The following is an 18,374-nucleotide window of genomic DNA, read 5'->3' as shown; positions in this document are numbered from 1 at the left end:
ACAAACAATGTCTTCCCATTCTTCTTACTCAGGTGTGACGGTTTCTGGTTCTTGGTCTCCACCACTCAAGGAACCTTCGGGTACTAGTTCTAGGGATGAGTTGGCAATTAGCCACTCCAGAACTTTCTCTCTTTCTAACTCTATCCCTAATACTAACTTTAAATTCTTTACATCTATGTCTTCACCAGAGTATTGTTGTAACACCTCGTCGGCTTTTTTCTTAACTTCTTCCTTATCTACTGTGATTGATTCCCGTTTAGCAATTTCTCTTATGGCTAAGTCGCGTTTGAGATCCTCAATTGCAGAGGGCCGTATATTTTCTCGTAATTGAACAACAGTTTCTTTGGTAAACAGTCTTTTCACGTCTAAACCCTGCTGTGCCAAGTTAAAAGCAGTTTTTTCTAGTCTGTGATCTACCTGCTGTTCAATCATGGTTTCTGGCAAATCAATTTCTACATGCTGCAACAACTCTTGCAACAAAGCCTCGTGCTTATTTTCAGTATTTTTTTCTTCTACCTTCTGTTGAAATTGTTTTTCCAAGGATGCTCTTAATTCTGCTAAGGTTTTAAAATCACTGACATCTTGGGCAAAATTGTCGTCCAATTCTGGCAGTTCTTTTTCCTTAATTTCCTTGAGTGTTACTGTAAATAATGCTGCTTTATTGGACAGGTTCTCATCGGGGTAATTATGGGGAAACTGAGCTGGAATTTCCCTAGTTTCTCCCGGAATCATGCCCACTATACCAGTGACAAATCCAGGAATAAACCGATCCTCATTTAAGTCCACTGAAAAATCTTCTCCCTGGGCACCAGGAATTAGTGCGGGTTCCTGTTCTGGGGTTTCCGCAAGTGATCCACTAAAATCCACTAGCACTACATCTCCTAATTGGGCCGCCCTTCCCTCTACTGGGACTAAGGTCGCTATTTTCTCCCGTTCTTCCTCAATGGCCCGATCTACTTTGGTGGAATCGTACTTGGCTTCCTCCGCTTTAATTTGCATTCCTGTGTATTGTTTAATGTTTACTTCAGGTTCCACATCCACTGCAGCAGAAAATGTCAAGGTTTCTCCTGGCTGGTATTTACCTATAAGATCATCGAAAGATGAAACCAGTTTTGGCTGACCAATGGCTTTTATATTCTCTTGTTTAACTGCTTGTTCAATAGCTTCTGGAATTAATTCCTCTAATACGGATGCTTTAACACGATTTGCGCCAATACGTTGCAATAATATTTGTCGGTTTACTTTGCCTTTACGAAACCCAGGAATGTTTACATTACGCATTAAGTCTTTAATTACTTGCTCGTACTTTTCTCTGGTGGATTCCTGTGTAATTTCTATTTCTAGTCCAATTTGGCTTTTTTCTAGTTTTTCCTGGGTAATTTTCATGCTTGGTCTCTTGTGGTATTTTTATCTTGACAGCTGTAGTAATCTGATTTAACTAACTTGCTAGGGTACAGATGTTGTAGTAGTCGCTGATAATCAACAGCAATCGTTAGAAATTATAAATCAGTTTTGTGCAGTTTGGGCAATAGATAGTGTGTGTTGGGAACTCAGCCCCCATTGTCCATTCCCTATTTTATCTAAAAGTTGTTTTTAGCCAACCTCATATCCATTCTACTCATGGTGATTTTCTGCTACAATAGGGATGATTAGTTTAAGGAGTCCCATTTGTCTAAATCCTATTCTGTAGCTATTTTAGGTGCTACCGGTGCTGTTGGTACAGAACTACTGGAACTACTGGAAAGTCGTAAATTCCCGGTCGATAATTTAAAATTATTGGCATCAGAACGCAGTGCTGGTAAGGTTATCCAATTTCAGGGAGAAAATCTGGTAATAGAGTCAGTGAATGACCGATCCTTTGACCAGATTGATATTGTGTTGGCTAGTGCTGGGGGTGGAACCTCCAAAATTTGGGCCCCAAAGGCCGTGGATAGGGGAGCGGTAGTTATAGATAATTCTAGCACTTTCCGCATGCACCCGGATGTGCCTTTGATTGTCCCAGAGGTGAACCCTCAAGAGGCGGCAAATCATAAAGGCATTATTGCTAATCCTAACTGTACAACAATACTTATGGCATTGGTTGTTTGGCCATTACATCAGGTCAAACCAGTTAAACGAATTGTAGCTGCTACCTATCAATCAGCCAGTGGTGCTGGAGCTAAAGCCATGGAAGAGGTGAAAGTCCAGTCCCAGTTTATATTGGAAGGTAAACAACCCGTGGCCCAGGTTCTTCCCTATCCCCTGGCTTTCAATTTATTCCCCCACAACTCTCCTATGACTAGTATGGGATATTGTGAGGAGGAATTAAAAATGGTCAATGAAACCCGGAAAATATTCGGGAATCAAGATATTAGAATTACTGCTACTTGTGTGCGGGTTCCCGTACTGCGAGCCCATTCGGAAGCTATTAATCTGGAGTTTGACACCCCCTTTGCTCCAGATACTGCTAGGCAAATTTTAAGTGGTTCCCCCGGTGTTCAATTGCTGGAAGATTGGCACAAGAATTATTTCCCCATGCCCATGGAGGCTAGTGGTAAGGATGAGGTTTTGGTGGGTAGAATTAGACAGGATATTTCCCACCCCTGTGGACTGGAACTGTGGCTATGTGGCGATCAGATTCGCAAGGGAGCAGCTTTAAATGCTGTACAAATCGCTGAATTATTAGTCAAAGAAAATCTTCTGGGTTAAACTACGGTATGCCTGGATTGTCAGTCATTTTTAATAATTTATTGTAAGGAGTGAAAAACGGGTGGGAGATTTTGGCACAGTCATAACGGCAATGATTACGCCGTTTACACCGGAGGGAAACGTTAACTACGATCTGGCAGGAAAATTGGCCTCCCATCTGGTTGATAATGGCACAGATACTGTGTTAGTATGTGGTACAACTGGTGAGTCCCCTACCCTCAGCTGGGATGAAGAATACCAGCTGTTTGTTGAGGTACTACAAGCTGTGTCGGGAAAAGCTCAGGTGATTGCAGGTTGTGGTTCCAATTCCACTACAGAGGCGATCGCAGCTACCCAAAAAGCAGCCAAATTGGGTGTACATGGTTCTTTACAAGTGGTACCCTACTACAATAAACCTCCCCAATCAGGACTATATAACCATTTCCAGGCGATCGCCAAATCCTGTCCGGATATGCCAGTTCTGTTATATAATGTTCCTAGCAGAACAGGTCAAAATTTAATTCCAGAAACAGTTATGGGACTGGCAGAAATTGATAACATTGTGGGAATTAAAGAAGCTAGTGGTAATTTGGATCAAACCAGCGAAATTCGCCGCTTGACACCACAGGAGTTTCAGATCTACTCTGGAGATGATTCCCTGACTCTACCCCTACTGGCAATTGGGGCCAAAGGAGTGGTTAGCGTGGCTTCCCATTTAGTAGGTAATCAAATTAAACAAATGATTGAGTCCTTTAGTCTTGGGCAAGTTAAAACTGCTACCGAGATTCATCTACAACTCTTTCCCCTGTTTAAGGCTTTGTTTTTAACTGCCAACCCTATTCCCGTTAAACAAGCCCTAAAAATAACTGGTTGGGATGTGGGATCCCTGCGTCTGCCACTATTAGAAGCTGATATGGAAGTATGTCAGAAATTAAAAACGGTGTTGTGCGAAATGAAATTGGTCTGAATCACCATTTTAAAATATCTTCATTGGTACTTTTATAAGCAGAATGATAAGGATTACCTACGCAGTGAAGAGTTTTCATCTCTAAGTAACAATTGTTAAAACTTTAATAAGAATGTGAAAATGTATATAAACAAAGTACCTTGACAAAATACACACCGAGTATCTTTCCCCCAGGGTTTAGTGGTTGACCATATTGGGGGAGATGATATACAAGAGTTCTATTTTATACGATAAATCTAACTTTCAACTGACGGATCACTGACACAATATCTAGGAGACAATGGCTAGAAACGAAGTTAATTCTACCCTCAAAATTATTCCCTTGGGGGGACTGCACGAAATAGGGAAAAACACATGTGTTTTCGAGTACGAGGATGAAATTATCCTCTTGGATGCTGGTCTGGCTTTCCCTACAGGAGCTATGCACGGTGTGAATATAGTGTTACCTGACACCACATACTTGAGAGAAAATAAGCATAAGATTCGGGGAATGATTGTTACCCATGGTCACGAAGACCACATAGGTGGCATAGCATTTCACCTGAAACAGTTTGATATCCCAGTTATTTACGGTCCCAGATTGGCACTAGCTGTACTGGAAGGAAAACTAGAAGAAGCAGGAGTGAGCGATCGCACCCAATTAAGAAAAGTAATGCCTCGTGACGTGGTGCGCATTGGCAAATCCTTTTTTGTGGAATATATTCGCAATACCCATTCCATAGCGGACAGTTTTACGGTTGCCATTCATACTCCCATAGGCGTGGTAATTCACACAGGGGATTTCAAAATTGACCACACGCCCATAGACGGAGAAACCTTTGATTTACAGCGTCTAGCAGAACATGGAGAAAAGGGAGTATTATGTCTCCTGAGCGACTCAACCAATGCGGAGGTGCCAGGTTTCACTCCTTCAGAGCGTGCGGTTTATCCTAATCTGGATCGGGTATTCTCCCAAGCGAGGGGAAGACTATTTGTCACCACATTTGCTTCCAGCGTTCATAGGATCAACATAGTGTTACAGCTGGCCAAGGAGCATAATCGGGTGGTAACAGTCATAGGGCGTTCAATGTTGAACTTCATTGCCCATGCCCGTAACCTGGGTTACATCAAGTGTGAAGATAGTCTATTTCAGCCCTTACATACCATTCGCAACTTACCGGATGAGAACGTAGTGATTCTGACCACTGGTTCCCAAGGGGAAACCATGGCCGCCATGACCCGCATTGCCAATAAAGAACACCCCCATATCAAAATTCGAGAGGGAGACACAGTAGTTTTCTCTGCCAACCCCATTCCTGGTAATACTATTGCCGTGGTCAACACCATTGACAAACTAATGATCCAGGGAGCCAAAGTAGTCTACGGTAGGGAGAAAGGAGTACACGTTTCTGGTCATGGTTGTCAGGAAGAGCAGAAACTGATGATAGCTCTAACCCGTCCTAAATTTTTTGTACCTGTCCATGGGGAACATCGGATGTTGGTTAAACACTCGGAAACCGCCCAAAGTATGGGAATTCCCCGAGAAAATATGGTAATCATCCGCAATGGAGATGTGATAGAACTAACAGAAAACTCCATCCGCATTGCAGCTCAAGTCCCCTCCGGTATCGAGCTAGTAGATACCACCAGTTCAGGAATGGTGAGCGCCAAAGTCCTACAAGAAAGACAAACTATGGCAGCAGAAGGACTAGCAACAGTAGCAGCAGCTATTGATTGGAATGGCAAACTGCTGGCTAAACCAGAAATCTACCTCCGAGGTGTAGTCACCAGCATCGAGCGATCGCTACTATTGAAGTGGGTACAGCAGCGGATTGAAGAAATTCTGAGTGTTCGTTGGTCTGATTTTTGCACCGCAGGTAGTAATGATGTAGACTGGGGTGGACTGCAAGACACCCTAGAGAAAGAGTTAGGTCGTTCACTGCGGCGGGAATTACAATGTCAGGCTTCCGTAACATTGTTACTACAAGTTCCCGAACAATTACCCGAAACCACAGTTAAAGCTTCTGATGGTAGAAGAAGAAGGCCCCGTTCTACCGCTGTGGCTTCATAGGAACTGGGAGAGGTGGAAATCAACATGTTGCCACCTTTCCCCAGATATGTTAAGATTCATTACGTTAGTCACCAAACTCATGTAAAGGTTCAGGTGTGAACTAGAATTGGAGAGGTGCCAAGTTATCAAAAACTGTGGGCAACAAACTATTCTTCCGGTAGAAGTAATTGTCAAATTGTATATTCATCAGTCACAAACAACCCTCATCATAAAAGAGGAGTAAACATGAAAGTATTTGAGAATACAACCAAAAAGATTTTTTTGACCAGTTGGGTATCGCCACACCAAATGGAAGCAAATCCCGGTAGTGTGGTCAACGAAGAACAGCATTCCCAGACTGGATGGGACATGCTGGGGCCTGTGCGTAACTGGTTAGATAACATCAAAGTACAGGATCGAGACTTTGCCCACATACTATGTAAACTAATTCCCGCCCAGTGTCCTTTTGAGCGGGATGTAAAACTACTGGGAAAAGTCCTGTTTCACATTCCCCCCTTGTGTAAGCTCAATCCCTTTTATGACCAGCTGACCTATCTAAGATTTCGGGCGCTATGTTATTTAGCAGACGAATGTGGTGAAGCTTAGAGATTTCTATCCCCCCGGTCTTTTTGTCTACGCCATTTTTGAATGGCATCTTGAGCATCCTCAAAAGCAGAAGTTTGGGGGGGTACTAAACCAGCAGTTTCTATAGCTTGGCTAAGTTCTCCCTGATCGGCATGATTTTTAGCCAGTTGTAAAATTTGGTCGCTCCAGTCATTAATAGCAGCTTGGGCCAGATCAAACTCCGGTTGTCCCGGTGGTATTTTTTTAGCCATTTTAATGGCATCACCATAACTAGATGCTTGGTCTGGTCGAATGAGGGACTTGGCCGTGTCCAAGAGAGGAGAAGTTAAATTTTGGGAAAATTCCGAATTGCTGCTGGTATCATGGGGCGTGGAGAATTTATGCAGTCGGAAACTGGCATGATTTTGTAGAATTATCGTTGCCATCACAATTACCCCAACAATAGTACCACCCCCCCACCAAATAAATTGTTGCCAAAGGGGAGCTGATTGTGGAGTGGAAAGTTGAGCATAATCCTTAGCAAAGGGAAGAATAGGGATAAATCTACTACCCCCCCTGTTACCCCCCCCATGGGACTGTAAAGAGGTAACTGTAGATTGATTTTTATTTTCTGCTATTTGATTTTCCGGTAAAAAGGAATTCAAATCAGGAGACTTTTGGGACTGGATCTCCTGAGCTAAGGGTAAAATCTGGGCGAAACTTTCCTGGGGAAAAATTAACTGTTCATTAGAATCGTGCTTCCACGCTTCTTCTAACTCTGAAGCTGGGAACATGGAATTAAGACGATCAGGAATAGCAATTACAGGGTTTTGAATAGGTCGCCAATGATGTTGACATAGTTGTGGAGCAAGATAACTTAAATAAGAGTCTAAATCTTTTAAACTACGACATTGGGCAGAAGATAAAGCTTCTAATAATGCTGCAGTAAAAAAACCATGACCTAATTCACTGCTTTCATGGGAGAATTGTTCTGGACTGCAAGACAGCATAATGGCCATATTTAATTCCCGAGCCAGATCGAGCATTTCCTGACCCACAGGAGCATCTGCTTGGGTTCCAAAAGCACGATTAATATCAAATATCAGTAGGACATTTAACCCAGCAGTTTGGAAACCTTGCATGATTTCCCCAACTGGTATAGCAGTTTCCCCAATCCTGTCTGGATTGGCATCCTGGGGCAATAAATAGTCTTTGTTGTTATAATTAACACCATAACCACTCAAGAAAAACCAGAGATAATCTCCTGGTTGCCAAAATTTTGCCTCCAGTTCGTGCAAGAAATATAATATATTTTCTCGGTTGGGGTGAGAAGACCTTTCTCCTCTTGCTGGGGAAGAATTTGTCATTAACAGACAATTCTCCTCTAAGAACCCCAATTCGGTCACTAATAAATCGTTTAATGCTTCTGCATCGTTTTGAGCCCAACCTAAAGGTTGAAATAACTCATACTGATTGATGCCAATAGTAATTGCCCAGTAATTTGCCATCCCGCCCTTAGTCGGTTCTTAGGTGCTTGAAAGAGAGTGTCATGAAGTGTGGTATAAACAAGTTACAATTACTGGCTATTATAAACCATACCTTGCTTATTTATTAGCCAATTTGGCAGATTTCCAATACTTAGCGGTTTTTTTAGTATTGAAATTAATAGAGCTGTTAGGTTGAGGAACGAAACCCACTTATATTGTATTTATAATGTTTTATTAGATTAATGGCAATCGCTCAAAAATTGATGATAAATTCCCAGTTGATGGACTAAAATAGGGAGGTTGTCAAAAATCACCATATTGGTTCTTATGGCCGTTCCTAAGAAGAAAACCTCTAAATCAAAACGAGACAAGCGTCGAGCTACTTGGAGACATAAAGCTGCTGTTGAGGCTAAAAAAGCTCTTTCTCTGGGTAAGTCAATTTTGTCTGGACGTTCTACTTTTGTTTATCCCACCGACGAAGACGAAGAATCCTAGATAAGTGGGTGGGTGGAATTGGAATCAAATATAAGATGAACGTAGGTTGGGTTGAAGTATGAAACCCAACACCACGGGTTACGCTACCACCCATCCTACAAATAATTGTGCCTCCCTACTTGCTCCAGAAACAACACCCTAACCAGTTGGTGAGTGCTTTTTCTGGAGGAGATTGTGAAAACCTAGGCTCCAATAATCTTTTTCGGCGTTGCATAATAGAGGTATGAATTGAGGTAATCTACTGTGCATTGTCCAAACTGCGGGTCTTCCAAAATCAGAAAGAATGGCAAACGTCGAGGTAAACAAAATCACATTTGTGTTGATTGTGGTCGTCAATTTATCGATGTCTATAGTCCACCTAAAGGCTATTCAGAAGAAGTTAAACAAAGTTGCCTGCGCTCTTATGTTAACGGTATGGGATTTAGAGCAATTGAACGCGATAAAGGCGTTCATCATACAACTATTATTTACTGGCTAAAACAAATTGGTTCCATACTTCCAGATGCTCCACCAGGAAACACCCTTGGTAGGTGAGCTTGATGAGTTGGAGACCTTTGTGGGATCAAAAAAAAACAAAATATGGTTGTGGACAGCAGTAAATCACTTCCGTAAAAATATCCTGGCTTGGGTTGTGGGAGACCACAGCTCACAAGCATTTCAACCTTTGTGGGACATCGTTAAACTCTGGCAATGCTTTTTTTATGTTACTGATGGGTGGAGGGTTTATCCGAGTTTTATTCAGCCAGAGGATCATATTGTGAGCAAAACATATATGACTAGGGTAGAGGGTGAAAATACACGTTTACGTCACTACTTAGCGCGACTACATAGAAAAACGCTATGCTATTCAAAATCTGTAGATATGCTTAGGTATTCAATTAAATTATTACTTCACTATTTAAAGTATGAAGTAATACCCGCGTTTAGTTGATTCATCCCGCAAATATGCAACGCCTCTTTTTCAAGGTGGACATCTTACTTAAATATGGTGCATAACGCCAGTTTAGATCCAATCGGAAACCATTATACAGAACACTTTTATAGTGAGAAAAAGTGTCAAATCCTGCTTTACCGTGATAGCTACCCATACCGCTATCACCAACTCCACCAAATGGTAAGGAAGAAACCGCTACTTGAATAATCGTGTCATTGATACATACGCCACCCGACGAAGTATTAGTCAAAACCTGTTCTTGCAGCTTTTTATTTTCAGAGAATAGATACAGAGCTAAAGGTTTGGGTTTAGAGTTAATGATTTCTATTACTTCTTGAATATCTGTATATTCAATTATGGGTAAAATGCGTCCGAATATTTCCTCTTCCATAATTTTATCAGTTAGGGAAATATCATCTATTAGTGTTGGTGCTATATATAACCGTTCTGGGTTTATTTTTCCTCCCACAATGATTCTACCAGCTTTAAGTAGTTCGGTTAATCTATGGAAATGATGTTTATTGATAATTCGGGCAAAATCTGGACTAACTTCTGGGTTATCTCCATAGAATTCTTGAAGAACTTGCTGGAGAGAATTGATTAAAGCTGATTTAATTTTTTTGTTTACCAACAGATAGTCGGGTGCAATACAAGTTTGACCAGCATTAATAAACTTGCCCCAAATAATACGTTTACTGGTGTGTTCTAGATTAATTTCTTTGTCAACAATACAAGGACTTTTGCCACCTAATTCTAGGGTGACTGGTGTAAGATGTTTAGCTGCTGCTGTCATAACTATCTTACCAATACTAGTACTACCTGTAAAGAAAATGTGATCAAATTTTTGTTCTAGTAGTTGCTTACTAGTTTCCACCCCACCTTCTACCACCCTAATGTATTCTGGTGGAAAATATTCGCCGATCAATTTTGCTAGCAATTTGGCTGTATGGGGTGCTAGTTCAGAGGGTTTAATGATGGTGCAATTACCCGCAGCGATAGATCCCACCAAAGGCGAAATAACCAACTGAAATGGATAATTCCAAGGGGAAACAATTAAAACCATTCCCAAGGGTTCGGGCAATATTTTAGCTGAATAGTTAAAGAACTCTAGGGGAACTCCAGTTTTTTTAGGTTTAGTCCATATTTTTATATGCTTAATGGCATAATCTATTTCTTTAATAGCTCCGATCTCCATGGCATAACTTTCAAATTCTGGTTTATTTAAATCACCCTTTAGAGCTGTAATAATAGACTCTTTATTATCAGTCACCAGGGTTCTCAATTTTTGCAGTTGTGCCAGGCGAAAATTAACATCTTTAGTTTTACCTGTGGCAAAGAATTCTCTTTGTGTTTGGAGATGGGTGGTTATGGTATTTGGGTCTACACTAGCAATGGAAATCATGTAATATTCCTCTAGGTTAACAGCTTCTCAACTCAAAATAGCTCAAAATAACTTAAAACAAAAAATATCTTTGTGCCATTGGTAAAATTGTGGCGGGTTTACAAGTTAATAATTCCCCATTGGCTCTGACCTCGTAGGTTTCTGGGTCAACCTCAATGCGCGGTAACCAATCATTCAGTTTCATATCCTGTTTAGTAATTGTTCTAGTTTTGCCAACAGCAACCACTGATTTCTTTAATCCTAACATTTGAGGAACTTCTCTGACTAAACCTATTTGGGACATAAAGGTTAATGATGTAGTGTGACGAGCACCAGCAAAATTACCAAACATAGGGCGGCTATGGACAGGTTGAGGTGTGGGAATACTGGCATTAGCATCACCCATTTGGGCCCAAGCAATCATTCCCCCCTTAATTACTATTTCCGGTTTCACACCGAAAAAAGCTGGGTTCCATAAACATAGATCCGCCATTTTTCCCTCTTCCACCGAACCAACATAATCAGCAATCCCATGGGTAATAGCAGGATTAATGGTGTATTTTGCTATATATCTTTGGGCGCGAAAATTATCTGCTCCTTTTCCTGGGGTGGAGAGTTCACCCCGCTGTACTTTCATTTTATGGGCAGTTTGCCAGGTTCTAATAATTACTTCCCCTACCCTTCCCATAGCTTGAGAATCGGAAGAAATCATACTAAAACCACCCAAATCGTGGAGAATATCTTCAGCTGCGATCGTCTCTCTTCTAATACGAGATTCGGCAAAGGCCACATCTTCAGGAATGCTAGGATCTAGATGATGACATACCATTAGCATGTCCAAATGTTCATCTAGTGTATTGAGAGTATAAGGACGAGTGGGATTGGTGGATGATGGTAACACATTGGCTTGTCCACACACTTTAATAATATCAGGTGCGTGACCTCCTCCTGCTCCCTCTGTGTGGTAGGTATGAATGGCCCGATGTTTAAATGCTGCAATGGTATCCTCCACAAAACCAGCTTCGTTTAAGGTATCAGTGTGAATGGCTACCTGAATATCATATTCATCGGCAATGGTTAAACAGGTGTCAATTGTTGCGGGTGTAGTGCCCCAGTCCTCATGGAGTTTTAAGCCTATTACTCCAGCTTCTATTTGTTCTATTAGTCCTTGAGGTTGACTGGTATTACCCTTACCAGAAAACCCTAAATTCACAGGGAAAGCATCTGCTGCTTGTAGCATTCGGTAAATATTCCATGGTCCTGGGGTACAAGTTGTGGCATTTGTTCCCGTAGCAGGTCCCGTTCCTCCACCAATCATGGTCGTAATCCCGGAAGCAATAGCTACCTCAATCTGTTGGGGACAAATAAAGTGTATGTGGGTGTCTATTCCACCAGCAGTGAGAATCATACCTTCACCAGCTAGAGCTTCAGTTCCAGGTCCAATAATGATGTCTATGTTGTCTTGAATGTAGGGATTTCCAGCTTTACCAATCTTATGAATTTTCCCATCTTTAATACCAACGTCTGCTTTAACCACACCCCACCAATCCAAAATTAGGGCGTTAGTAATGACTAAATCTACAGCACCATCCCTATTGGCAATTGGGGATTGTCCCATACCATCCCGAATCACTTTTCCTCCACCAAATTTGACCTCGTCTCCATAGGTGGTGAAGTCTCTCTCTACTTCTATAAATAACTCAGTGTCTGCCAATCTAATTTTGTCTCCTACGGTGGGTCCGTATGTTTCAGCGTAAGCCCGGCGATTCATTTTATAAGGCATTATTTCTCCTATTTATTATTTTGACTAGTTTAATTATTTTCTTTGTTTTGTTTATGCGCTTGTTCTTATAACTTACCGTTGATTTTACCGTTGAACCCATAGATTTCTCTTCTCCCTACTAGGGGAACTAGGGTAATTTCTTTCTCATCTCCAGGTTCAAATCTGACTGCTGTTCCTGCGGGGATATCTAGTCTCATTCCCCGTGCTTTTTCCCTGTCAAATTTCAGGGAGCTATTAACTTCATAAAAGTGAAAGTGTGAACCAATTTGGATAGGTCTATCTCCTGTATTGGCTACTATAAGGTTAGTGGTGCTGCGACTGGCGTTTAGTTCTATGTCACCTGGTAAGGTGATGATTTCTCCTGGAATCATGCTGGTTCCTCTATCGAATGGGATTGTGAACGGTTACTAATTTTGTGCCATCGGGAAATGTAGCTTCTACTTGCACTTCGTGAATCATTTCTGCTACACCCTCCATTACGTCCTCTCGGGTTAGTAGAGTTGTTCCATAACTCATTAGTTGTGCTACTGTTTGTCCATCCCTTGCTCCTTCAAGAATGGAAGCGGAAATCAGGGCTATGGACTCGGGATAATTTAACTTCAATCCTCGATTTTTTCTTCTTTCAGCTACTAAAGCAGCTGTGAATATTAATAACTTGTCTTTTTCCTGGGGTGTCAGTTGCATTTTTACCTCCTGGTTAGTTCCTGGTAATTTGCCAGACTCTAGGAATACAATTACCACGGTTTAACAAAGATTGTCGCAAATCTTGCCAAACATTTGTAAACCAATTTTTTGCCCAGGATGTAGAATTACCACGATATCTACACAACATTCCCTGTTCTAACCTGGTTACACCAGCATCCCACCCATTAGCAATCCCAGAACGGGACTTTTCTATCCTTTCCTCAGATATGGGTAAACCAACACAGACAAAACTGCCAATTACCGGGTTCCCTTTTAAACTATGAGGGTTGTAAAATGCTTCTACACCACCGGGTATATGTTGTCTGTCTATCCATAGTGGTACTTCCCCTTGCCATATTTCTGTGTGGGATAGGATTTCTCCTTCCAGGAATTTTTCCCCTCTTGCTGTTCTCCCCAGTCTACTGATTTCCCACCCTATAAAACTACTCCCTTCTCCTAATTCTATGCGCACGTCTTGTCTATATCTCCCACCATTAAATACTATTGTCTCTTGAGGTAGGTATTCTAAACATGATCCTCTATCTATTTGGATGCTTACTTTTTGTTTCGCATACAACCCATTGCTCCGATAGATTTTATTGGCAGCTGCTGTGGTTATTAGTACGTCCGTCTCCGATTGTAAGTGAATTTTTGAACTCAGGCGATCGCCTGCTACTACACCTCCAGCGGTATGTAAAATCACACTGTGACATATTTTTTCACCTTCTGGGTAAAAAGGGCGTTGTACTTTTAAGGGTGCTTGATTGTGACTGAACATTAATTGGGTGGAGTTTTGACGTTGAGCATAGACTAACTCGAGTTTTCCATGCCAACTATTTTCCTGGTTGTCCATAAGTAAGGAAACGCTATAATTGACTACCTAGCCATCTACCAAAAACTATGACTGCCAAAGTAATTAGTATCTGTAACCTCAAAGGTGGGGTGGGTAAAACCACTCTAGTAATGACCTTAGCAGAATATTTAGCAGGTGACACCATATATGACAAACGGGTGCTTCTGATCGACTTGGATCCTCAAACTAATCTCACTAGTGCTATGATGTCGGAAGATGTATGGGAGTGGGAATATGACCAAAAGGGTTTAACTCTACCTTTTTTACTGAAAAATGTCGATTACTTCCTGGAGAAACCCCATAGTACAAGGTTCATTGTTCAAGACCAGGTTTCTAATGTCAGAAATAAAAACTCTTTTAACTGTCTGCATTTAATTCCTAGTAGTCCCAGACTATTTGATGTTCAAGAGTACTTACCAGCTAATGCTGTAGCTATTTTACATAACATTCTTACACCCTTAAAAGAACAATATGACTATGTTCTCATTGATTGTCCACCTAGCATCAACAATGTGATCAAAAGTGCCTTCTACGCTAGCGATTTTTGTTTAATCCCCTGTGTACCCAGTCGCATGTCAATTCATGGTCTGGAATTACTCCTGGAAAAACTCAGACTATTTAAAAAAGAATATGACCATCATATCACTCCTATGGGTACCATCATCTCCCGCTATAATGGTACTAATTCTCAAACACACAATTTGAATTTTATTACTGTTAATCCTCTATTACCTCCCACTTTTACGATCAAAATTCCAGAAAGATCGAAAATAGCTGAAGGATTGGATTTTGACCAGCAGTTAACCTATAAACAAAAATATGGTGATGTCCATGAAACAATGATAGCGCTAGCTAAAGAGTTTATGTACAGAGTGGATAACAGCACTGTTTTTCAATCAGTGATTGCCTAGTTACTTTGAATAACAGCTCTATCAAAAACACGGTTACTTGTATCAATAGCGTTAATTTCCATCCTATCTGCATAAACATCATAAGCAGCAAAACTCAAATCCCTAGTAGAGTATTCTGTCCATGGGGAGCGACCAACGGGACGACTTCCCGCACCTGCACCGCAAATCAGATAGGTTGTGCCATTAATGGGTTTAGTTCGCTCATAATGATGTTCGTGACCGTTAATGTAAAGTTGAACTCCATACTTTTGAAATATGGGGGTGAAGGTTTTGATGAAATTGGCATTGCTCCCATAAACACCAGAAGCATAAATTGGGTGATGACCAAATACAATCTTCCAAACAGCTTTGCTGGAGTTTAGTTCTTTATCTAACCAAATTAGTTGATTTTTCCAGTCCGCATTGCCATTGGTATCTAAAGCGAAAAACTGAACGTTTTCTCGGGTGAAGGTATAGTATCTCCCTAACATGTTAAATTTGGGATAATTCACTTGAGGCACACCATTATCGGTTCTAATGTCGTGATTGCCCAAGCAAGCATGAAATTTCACGCCTTTTTCCAGTAAGGGTTGATAGGGACGTTCAAAAACTGCTTCTACTTTCTCAATTTCCCCATTGTTATAAATGTTGTCTCCAGCCAAAATAACCAGGTTGTAGGGTTTTTTGCGATGATATTCATTCATCGCTTTTGCTACTGCATACTGTCCTTTATCTCCTGTCCCCGTGTCTGCTACGGAAACAAATCGCAGTAATGGTTCCTGGGGTTGGACATTCCCCGCTATAGCAGTCTTGGAGGTAGCATTTTGACTGTTTTTGTTAATCAGGTTTTTGCTTACAACAGTTAGTCCTAGTGTACCTAAACCGCATAGGAGAAAAAATTCTCGTCTTTTCATAGTCATAATATCGGTATATGTTAGTTAGTGTTCACACATTTAATTATGTCCCAAGATAAAAAGCCTAGGTCTAAACCACAATTGCCAGACACACCCCCCTTAGGAGGATACCATAAGAAACCGCTATTTTGGAAAATTTTAATTATTCAGGTGCTGCGTGGGACAATAGGAATTCTCGAGAGAATGGTAACTAGGTTGGAGACTTCTTCTTCTACGACTTCAGAAAAAGGAGGTCTCCTACTATGGGTTGTTCGCAAATGGGATGGGTTTTTACGGGGTTTTCGTCTGTTTTTACCTTCTAAGGTGGCTAATAATGTATCCGATAGTTTCTTAACCCTGATTTTTGTCTTTCCTGCACTATTGGCAATTGGTGTTACAGCAATTTCTTTGATTTCCCAAATCCATTCTCAACCAGTTCCCCAATTAGGTGAATCAATAGCTGATTCTATTGTTGAGGACAAATCTCAACCCCAATTAGGTGAATCAATAGCTGATTCTATTGTCGAGGATAAGTCTGAACTTCAATTAGACGAATCAACATCTGATTCTACTGTTGAGGACAAATCTGAACCTCAATTAGGTGAACCAACAGCTGATTCTATTGTTGAGGGCAAGTCTAAACCTGAATTAAGTCAACCAGCAACTGATTTTATCCTCCGATCACAATCTGAAATAGAACCAGTGGAATTAATACCACAACCGGAAGTAACTGTATTTATAGAAAAGCAGCTAAAAGAAATCACCGCAATAAGTATAATAACCAAAGATAAACAAAGAATAGAGCTGGAACTTGTTCAATCAATTAAAACTAATTTCCGTATAAGTGAGATAGTGATCAAAATAAATGAGGATTGGTATAAATTAGAATCTTCACAACAGGAAAAGTTGGCAGCAAAAATATTAAAGAGCTGTCAAGAAATGGACCTGATTCATGTAAAACTTGTTAATGCTCGAAATCAAGTAATTGCCAGAAGTCCGGTAATTGGGACAAAAATGCTCTTCTTCCAATTTCCCACTTCATAGGATATAATGGTTTACGGATTCTTGTTTTCTCGCATTTTTTTTAAAGACCATATTTTTACGCATTGGTAATTTATGACCCAAACCTTCCACGTAGAAATCAACCATCAAGGGAAAAAGTATAATTTAGAAGTTCCTAGCGATGAAACTATACTATCTGCTGCTGAACAAGCAAGACTAGACCTACCTTCTTCCTGCCACGCAGGAGTATGTACCACTTGTGCGGCTTTAATTACAGAAGGGACTGTTGATCAATCAGATGGTATGGGTGTGGGAATGGAACTTCAAGCACAAGGTTATGCTTTGCTTTGTGTCGCTAAACCTCTTTCAAACCTAAAAATTGAAACCGAAAAGGAAGATGTGGTCTATCAAAAGCAATTTGGTACAGCCAACTAACAACGGATAATTAATATTAATAATTACAATACCTTTACCAACATGACTACCCATTTTATTACCGCTGAAATAGATCTGCAAGAAACTCCCGCAGAATTACAGCAAACTATTGAAGCAGAAATCAAAAAACAAGGTCAACCCCTCCGCTGGGCCGTAACCTCTGTAGATACTACCAGAGAAAAGGCGACTGTGGAAGCGGTGGTCACCCGTTAACCTATAGGCTTAGTCTGATGCAACGCCCATACACCGCAATTCTTATTATACCAACCGGTATAGGCGCTACTATTGGTGGTTATGCAGGTGATGCCATACCCTTAGCTAGGGTCATGTCACAGGTATGCGATCGCCTGATCACCCATCCCAACGTACTAAATGGTGCAAGTCTATACTGGAATATATCTAATTCCTACTATGTAGAGGGATACGGTTTAGATAAGTTTGCCTCTGGAGAGTGGGGACTGCGCCCAGTGCGTAGTAATAGAATAGGGGTAATTTTAGACAAAGCCATAGAGCCGGATTTGATGCTGCGGCACTTACAAACGGTGGATGGGGCCAGAGCAACCCTAGGTTTAAACATTGTAGACAGTATAGTTACGGATACTTCACTAGGGGTAGAAATAGGTATATCAACCTCTGGAATAAGTTGGGGAACTATATCTAACCCAGATAGTTTGTTGCGGGCGGCGGCAAAATTGGTAACCACAGAAAAAGTAGAAGCCATAGCAGTAGTGGGGAGATTTCCTGATACTATGGAAGGGGAAGAAAAATATCGTCAGGGAAAGGGGGTAGACCCAATAGCAGGTGCTGAAGCTGTAATTAGCCATTTATTGGTGCGAACCTTTAAAATTCCTTGCGCCCATGCTCCAGCTTTAGCAACATCCCCACCCGAATTGGATTTATCACCTCTTGCAGCTGCTGAAGAAATAGGTTATACTTATATGCCATCTGTTTTAGTGGGTCTGAGTCGTGCACCCCAATTTATTACCAGTGAAAAAAACAAAAGTTTACCTGGGGATATTTGGGTAGAGGAGATTGACGCTGTCATATCACCTGCGGGTGCTTGTGGTAGTAGTCTGCTCATGAGCTTAAGTCAAATACAGTGTCAAATAGTCACGGTTACAGGCAATGAGACACTGATCACCGTACCGGCTGCATCTTTAGGAATCAAATCTACACAAGTATCCTCTTACTTAGAGGCAATAGGTGTATTGGCGGCTCATAAAGCGGGAGTAGATCCTCAAGCATTATTAAGAGAATAAATATCGCCCATTTTTTTATTTTTCCCAGCCGTTTGCGATAACTAATTAACA

The 18,374-nt window shown here is 41.1% G+C and carries 19 protein-coding genes; 11 read left to right on the top strand and 8 right to left on the bottom strand.

Annotated elements, in window-relative coordinates; all coding sequences use genetic code 11:
* Positions 1–24: 24 nt before the first annotated feature.
* The gene (gene tig / locus C6N34_RS11875; protein WP_115538100.1) at positions 25–1,386 is read right to left on the bottom strand and encodes a trigger factor; all 1,362 of its coding nucleotides are present in this window, start codon (positions 1,384–1,386) and stop codon (positions 25–27) included.
* A gap of 282 nt (positions 1,387–1,668) precedes the next feature.
* On the opposite strand from tig, the gene C6N34_RS11870 reads away from it, so the two are divergent.
* The 4 genes from C6N34_RS11870 (at position 1,669) to C6N34_RS11855 (ending at position 6,269) form a co-directional block, all read left to right on the top strand.
* Complete coding sequence (locus C6N34_RS11870) at positions 1,669–2,688, top strand: aspartate-semialdehyde dehydrogenase (protein WP_115538099.1); 1,020 nt, start codon at positions 1,669–1,671, stop codon at positions 2,686–2,688.
* A gap of 61 nt (positions 2,689–2,749) precedes the next feature.
* Positions 2,750–3,634 carry a 4-hydroxy-tetrahydrodipicolinate synthase gene (gene dapA / locus C6N34_RS11865; RefSeq protein WP_006277596.1) on the top strand — a complete coding sequence of 295 codons (885 nt, stop codon included), beginning with the start codon at positions 2,750–2,752 and terminating at the stop codon, positions 3,632–3,634.
* Between the two features lie 280 nt (positions 3,635–3,914).
* Entirely contained in the window at positions 3,915–5,684 is a 1,770-nt protein-coding gene (locus C6N34_RS11860; RefSeq protein ID WP_115538098.1) for a ribonuclease J, read from the top strand.
* Between the two features lie 225 nt (positions 5,685–5,909).
* Positions 5,910–6,269: a Mo-dependent nitrogenase C-terminal domain-containing protein gene (locus tag C6N34_RS11855; RefSeq protein ID WP_115538097.1), complete on the top strand. Its 360-nt coding sequence runs from the start codon at positions 5,910–5,912 to the stop codon at positions 6,267–6,269.
* On the opposite strand, the gene C6N34_RS11850 is transcribed toward C6N34_RS11855, so the two are convergent.
* On the bottom strand, positions 6,266–7,735 hold the full coding sequence (locus tag C6N34_RS11850; protein ID WP_072149091.1) for a caspase family protein: 1,470 nt from the start codon (positions 7,733–7,735) through the stop codon (positions 6,266–6,268). The genes C6N34_RS11855 and C6N34_RS11850 overlap by 4 nt on opposite strands.
* A 306-nt stretch (positions 7,736–8,041) precedes the next feature.
* On the opposite strand from C6N34_RS11850, the gene rpmF reads away from it, so the two are divergent.
* On the top strand, positions 8,042–8,209 hold the full coding sequence (gene rpmF, locus C6N34_RS11845) for a 50S ribosomal protein L32 (RefSeq protein ID WP_040008035.1): 168 nt from the start codon (positions 8,042–8,044) through the stop codon (positions 8,207–8,209).
* Between the two features lie 243 nt (positions 8,210–8,452).
* Positions 8,453–9,140, top strand: a protein-coding gene (locus tag C6N34_RS11840) for an IS1 family transposase (protein ID WP_236107022.1) whose coding sequence is annotated in 2 segments (ribosomal slippage) — positions 8,453–8,716 and positions 8,718–9,140 — 687 coding nt in all. Because the reading frame shifts where the segments join, the coding sequence is not laid out codon by codon here.
* A 1-nt stretch (position 9,141) separates the two neighbouring features.
* Here the strand turns inward: C6N34_RS11840 and C6N34_RS11835 are convergent.
* The 5 genes from C6N34_RS11835 to C6N34_RS11815 form a co-directional block, all read right to left on the bottom strand.
* The gene (locus C6N34_RS11835; RefSeq protein WP_115539174.1) at positions 9,142–10,545 is read right to left on the bottom strand and encodes an aldehyde dehydrogenase family protein; all 1,404 of its coding nucleotides are present in this window, start codon (positions 10,543–10,545) and stop codon (positions 9,142–9,144) included.
* 52 nt (positions 10,546–10,597) lie between these two features.
* Positions 10,598–12,307 (bottom strand): urease subunit alpha, encoded by a 1,710-nt coding sequence (gene ureC, locus C6N34_RS11830; protein WP_115539173.1) that lies wholly within the window; start codon positions 12,305–12,307, stop codon positions 10,598–10,600.
* A 65-nt stretch (positions 12,308–12,372) separates the two neighbouring features.
* Complete coding sequence (locus C6N34_RS11825) at positions 12,373–12,678, bottom strand: urease subunit beta (protein ID WP_006275903.1); 306 nt, start codon at positions 12,676–12,678, stop codon at positions 12,373–12,375.
* Positions 12,679–12,688: 10 nt separating this feature from the next.
* On the bottom strand, positions 12,689–12,991 hold the full coding sequence (gene ureA / locus C6N34_RS11820; protein WP_006275904.1) for an urease subunit gamma: 303 nt from the start codon (positions 12,989–12,991) through the stop codon (positions 12,689–12,691).
* A gap of 13 nt (positions 12,992–13,004) precedes the next feature.
* Positions 13,005–13,844, bottom strand: a complete 840-nt coding sequence (locus tag C6N34_RS11815; RefSeq protein ID WP_006275905.1) for an urease accessory protein UreD — start codon at positions 13,842–13,844, stop codon at positions 13,005–13,007.
* A 47-nt stretch (positions 13,845–13,891) separates the two neighbouring features.
* On the opposite strand from C6N34_RS11815, the gene C6N34_RS11810 reads away from it, so the two are divergent.
* Positions 13,892–14,755, top strand: a complete 864-nt coding sequence (locus C6N34_RS11810) for a ParA family protein (RefSeq protein ID WP_115539172.1) — start codon at positions 13,892–13,894, stop codon at positions 14,753–14,755.
* Here the strand turns inward: C6N34_RS11810 and C6N34_RS11805 are convergent.
* Positions 14,752–15,648, bottom strand: a complete 897-nt coding sequence (locus C6N34_RS11805) for a metallophosphoesterase (RefSeq protein WP_082604655.1) — start codon at positions 15,646–15,648, stop codon at positions 14,752–14,754. The two genes, C6N34_RS11810 and C6N34_RS11805, sit on opposite strands and share 4 nt — an antisense overlap.
* A 45-nt stretch (positions 15,649–15,693) precedes the next feature.
* Here C6N34_RS11805 and C6N34_RS11800 point away from each other — a divergent pair, with 45 nt between their 5' ends.
* From C6N34_RS11800 to C6N34_RS11785, 4 genes are all read left to right on the top strand, one after another.
* The gene (locus tag C6N34_RS11800) at positions 15,694–16,671 is read left to right on the top strand and encodes a hypothetical protein (protein ID WP_115539171.1); all 978 of its coding nucleotides are present in this window, start codon (positions 15,694–15,696) and stop codon (positions 16,669–16,671) included.
* 72 nt (positions 16,672–16,743) lie between these two features.
* Positions 16,744–17,064: a 2Fe-2S iron-sulfur cluster-binding protein gene (locus C6N34_RS11795; protein WP_006275909.1), complete on the top strand. Its 321-nt coding sequence runs from the start codon at positions 16,744–16,746 to the stop codon at positions 17,062–17,064.
* Between the two features lie 42 nt (positions 17,065–17,106).
* The gene (locus tag C6N34_RS11790) at positions 17,107–17,277 is read left to right on the top strand and encodes a hypothetical protein (RefSeq protein ID WP_006275910.1); all 171 of its coding nucleotides are present in this window, start codon (positions 17,107–17,109) and stop codon (positions 17,275–17,277) included.
* Positions 17,278–17,294: 17 nt separating this feature from the next.
* Positions 17,295–18,323: a DUF3326 domain-containing protein gene (locus C6N34_RS11785; protein ID WP_006275911.1), complete on the top strand. Its 1,029-nt coding sequence runs from the start codon at positions 17,295–17,297 to the stop codon at positions 18,321–18,323.
* Positions 18,324–18,374 lie beyond the last annotated feature (51 nt).

It is taken from the genome of Cylindrospermopsis raciborskii Cr2010, assembly GCF_003367075.2.
In the GTDB taxonomy this organism is placed as follows: domain Bacteria; phylum Cyanobacteriota; class Cyanobacteriia; order Cyanobacteriales; family Nostocaceae; genus Raphidiopsis; species Raphidiopsis raciborskii.
Note: the sequence above shows the minus strand (reverse complement) of the source record. Positions and strands in the feature narration are given on the sequence as shown.

Excerpts from the sequence above, each read along its gene's own strand:
- C6N34_RS11800 (WP_115539171.1), top strand. The coding sequence starts at position 15,694 with ATGTCCCAAGATAAAAAGCCTAGGTCTAAACCACAATTGCCAGACACA.
- tig (WP_115538100.1), bottom strand. The coding sequence starts at position 1,386 with ATGAAAATTACCCAGGAAAAACTAGAAAAAAGCCAAATTGGACTAGAA.
- rpmF (WP_040008035.1), top strand. The coding sequence starts at position 8,042 with ATGGCCGTTCCTAAGAAGAAAACCTCTAAATCAAAACGAGACAAGCGT.
- ureA (WP_006275904.1), bottom strand. The coding sequence starts at position 12,991 with ATGCAACTGACACCCCAGGAAAAAGACAAGTTATTAATATTCACAGCT.
- C6N34_RS11825 (WP_006275903.1), bottom strand. The coding sequence starts at position 12,678 with ATGATTCCAGGAGAAATCATCACCTTACCAGGTGACATAGAACTAAAC.
- C6N34_RS11855 (WP_115538097.1), top strand. The coding sequence starts at position 5,910 with ATGAAAGTATTTGAGAATACAACCAAAAAGATTTTTTTGACCAGTTGG.
- C6N34_RS11790 (WP_006275910.1), top strand. The coding sequence starts at position 17,107 with ATGACTACCCATTTTATTACCGCTGAAATAGATCTGCAAGAAACTCCC.
- C6N34_RS11785 (WP_006275911.1), top strand. The coding sequence starts at position 17,295 with ATGCAACGCCCATACACCGCAATTCTTATTATACCAACCGGTATAGGC.
- C6N34_RS11815 (WP_006275905.1), bottom strand. The coding sequence starts at position 13,844 with ATGGACAACCAGGAAAATAGTTGGCATGGAAAACTCGAGTTAGTCTAT.
- C6N34_RS11835 (WP_115539174.1), bottom strand. The coding sequence starts at position 10,545 with ATGATTTCCATTGCTAGTGTAGACCCAAATACCATAACCACCCATCTC.
- C6N34_RS11805 (WP_082604655.1), bottom strand. The coding sequence starts at position 15,648 with ATGAAAAGACGAGAATTTTTTCTCCTATGCGGTTTAGGTACACTAGGA.
- C6N34_RS11860 (WP_115538098.1), top strand. The coding sequence starts at position 3,915 with ATGGCTAGAAACGAAGTTAATTCTACCCTCAAAATTATTCCCTTGGGG.
- C6N34_RS11810 (WP_115539172.1), top strand. The coding sequence starts at position 13,892 with ATGACTGCCAAAGTAATTAGTATCTGTAACCTCAAAGGTGGGGTGGGT.
- C6N34_RS11850 (WP_072149091.1), bottom strand. The coding sequence starts at position 7,735 with ATGGCAAATTACTGGGCAATTACTATTGGCATCAATCAGTATGAGTTA.
- C6N34_RS11795 (WP_006275909.1), top strand. The coding sequence starts at position 16,744 with ATGACCCAAACCTTCCACGTAGAAATCAACCATCAAGGGAAAAAGTAT.
- ureC (WP_115539173.1), bottom strand. The coding sequence starts at position 12,307 with ATGCCTTATAAAATGAATCGCCGGGCTTACGCTGAAACATACGGACCC.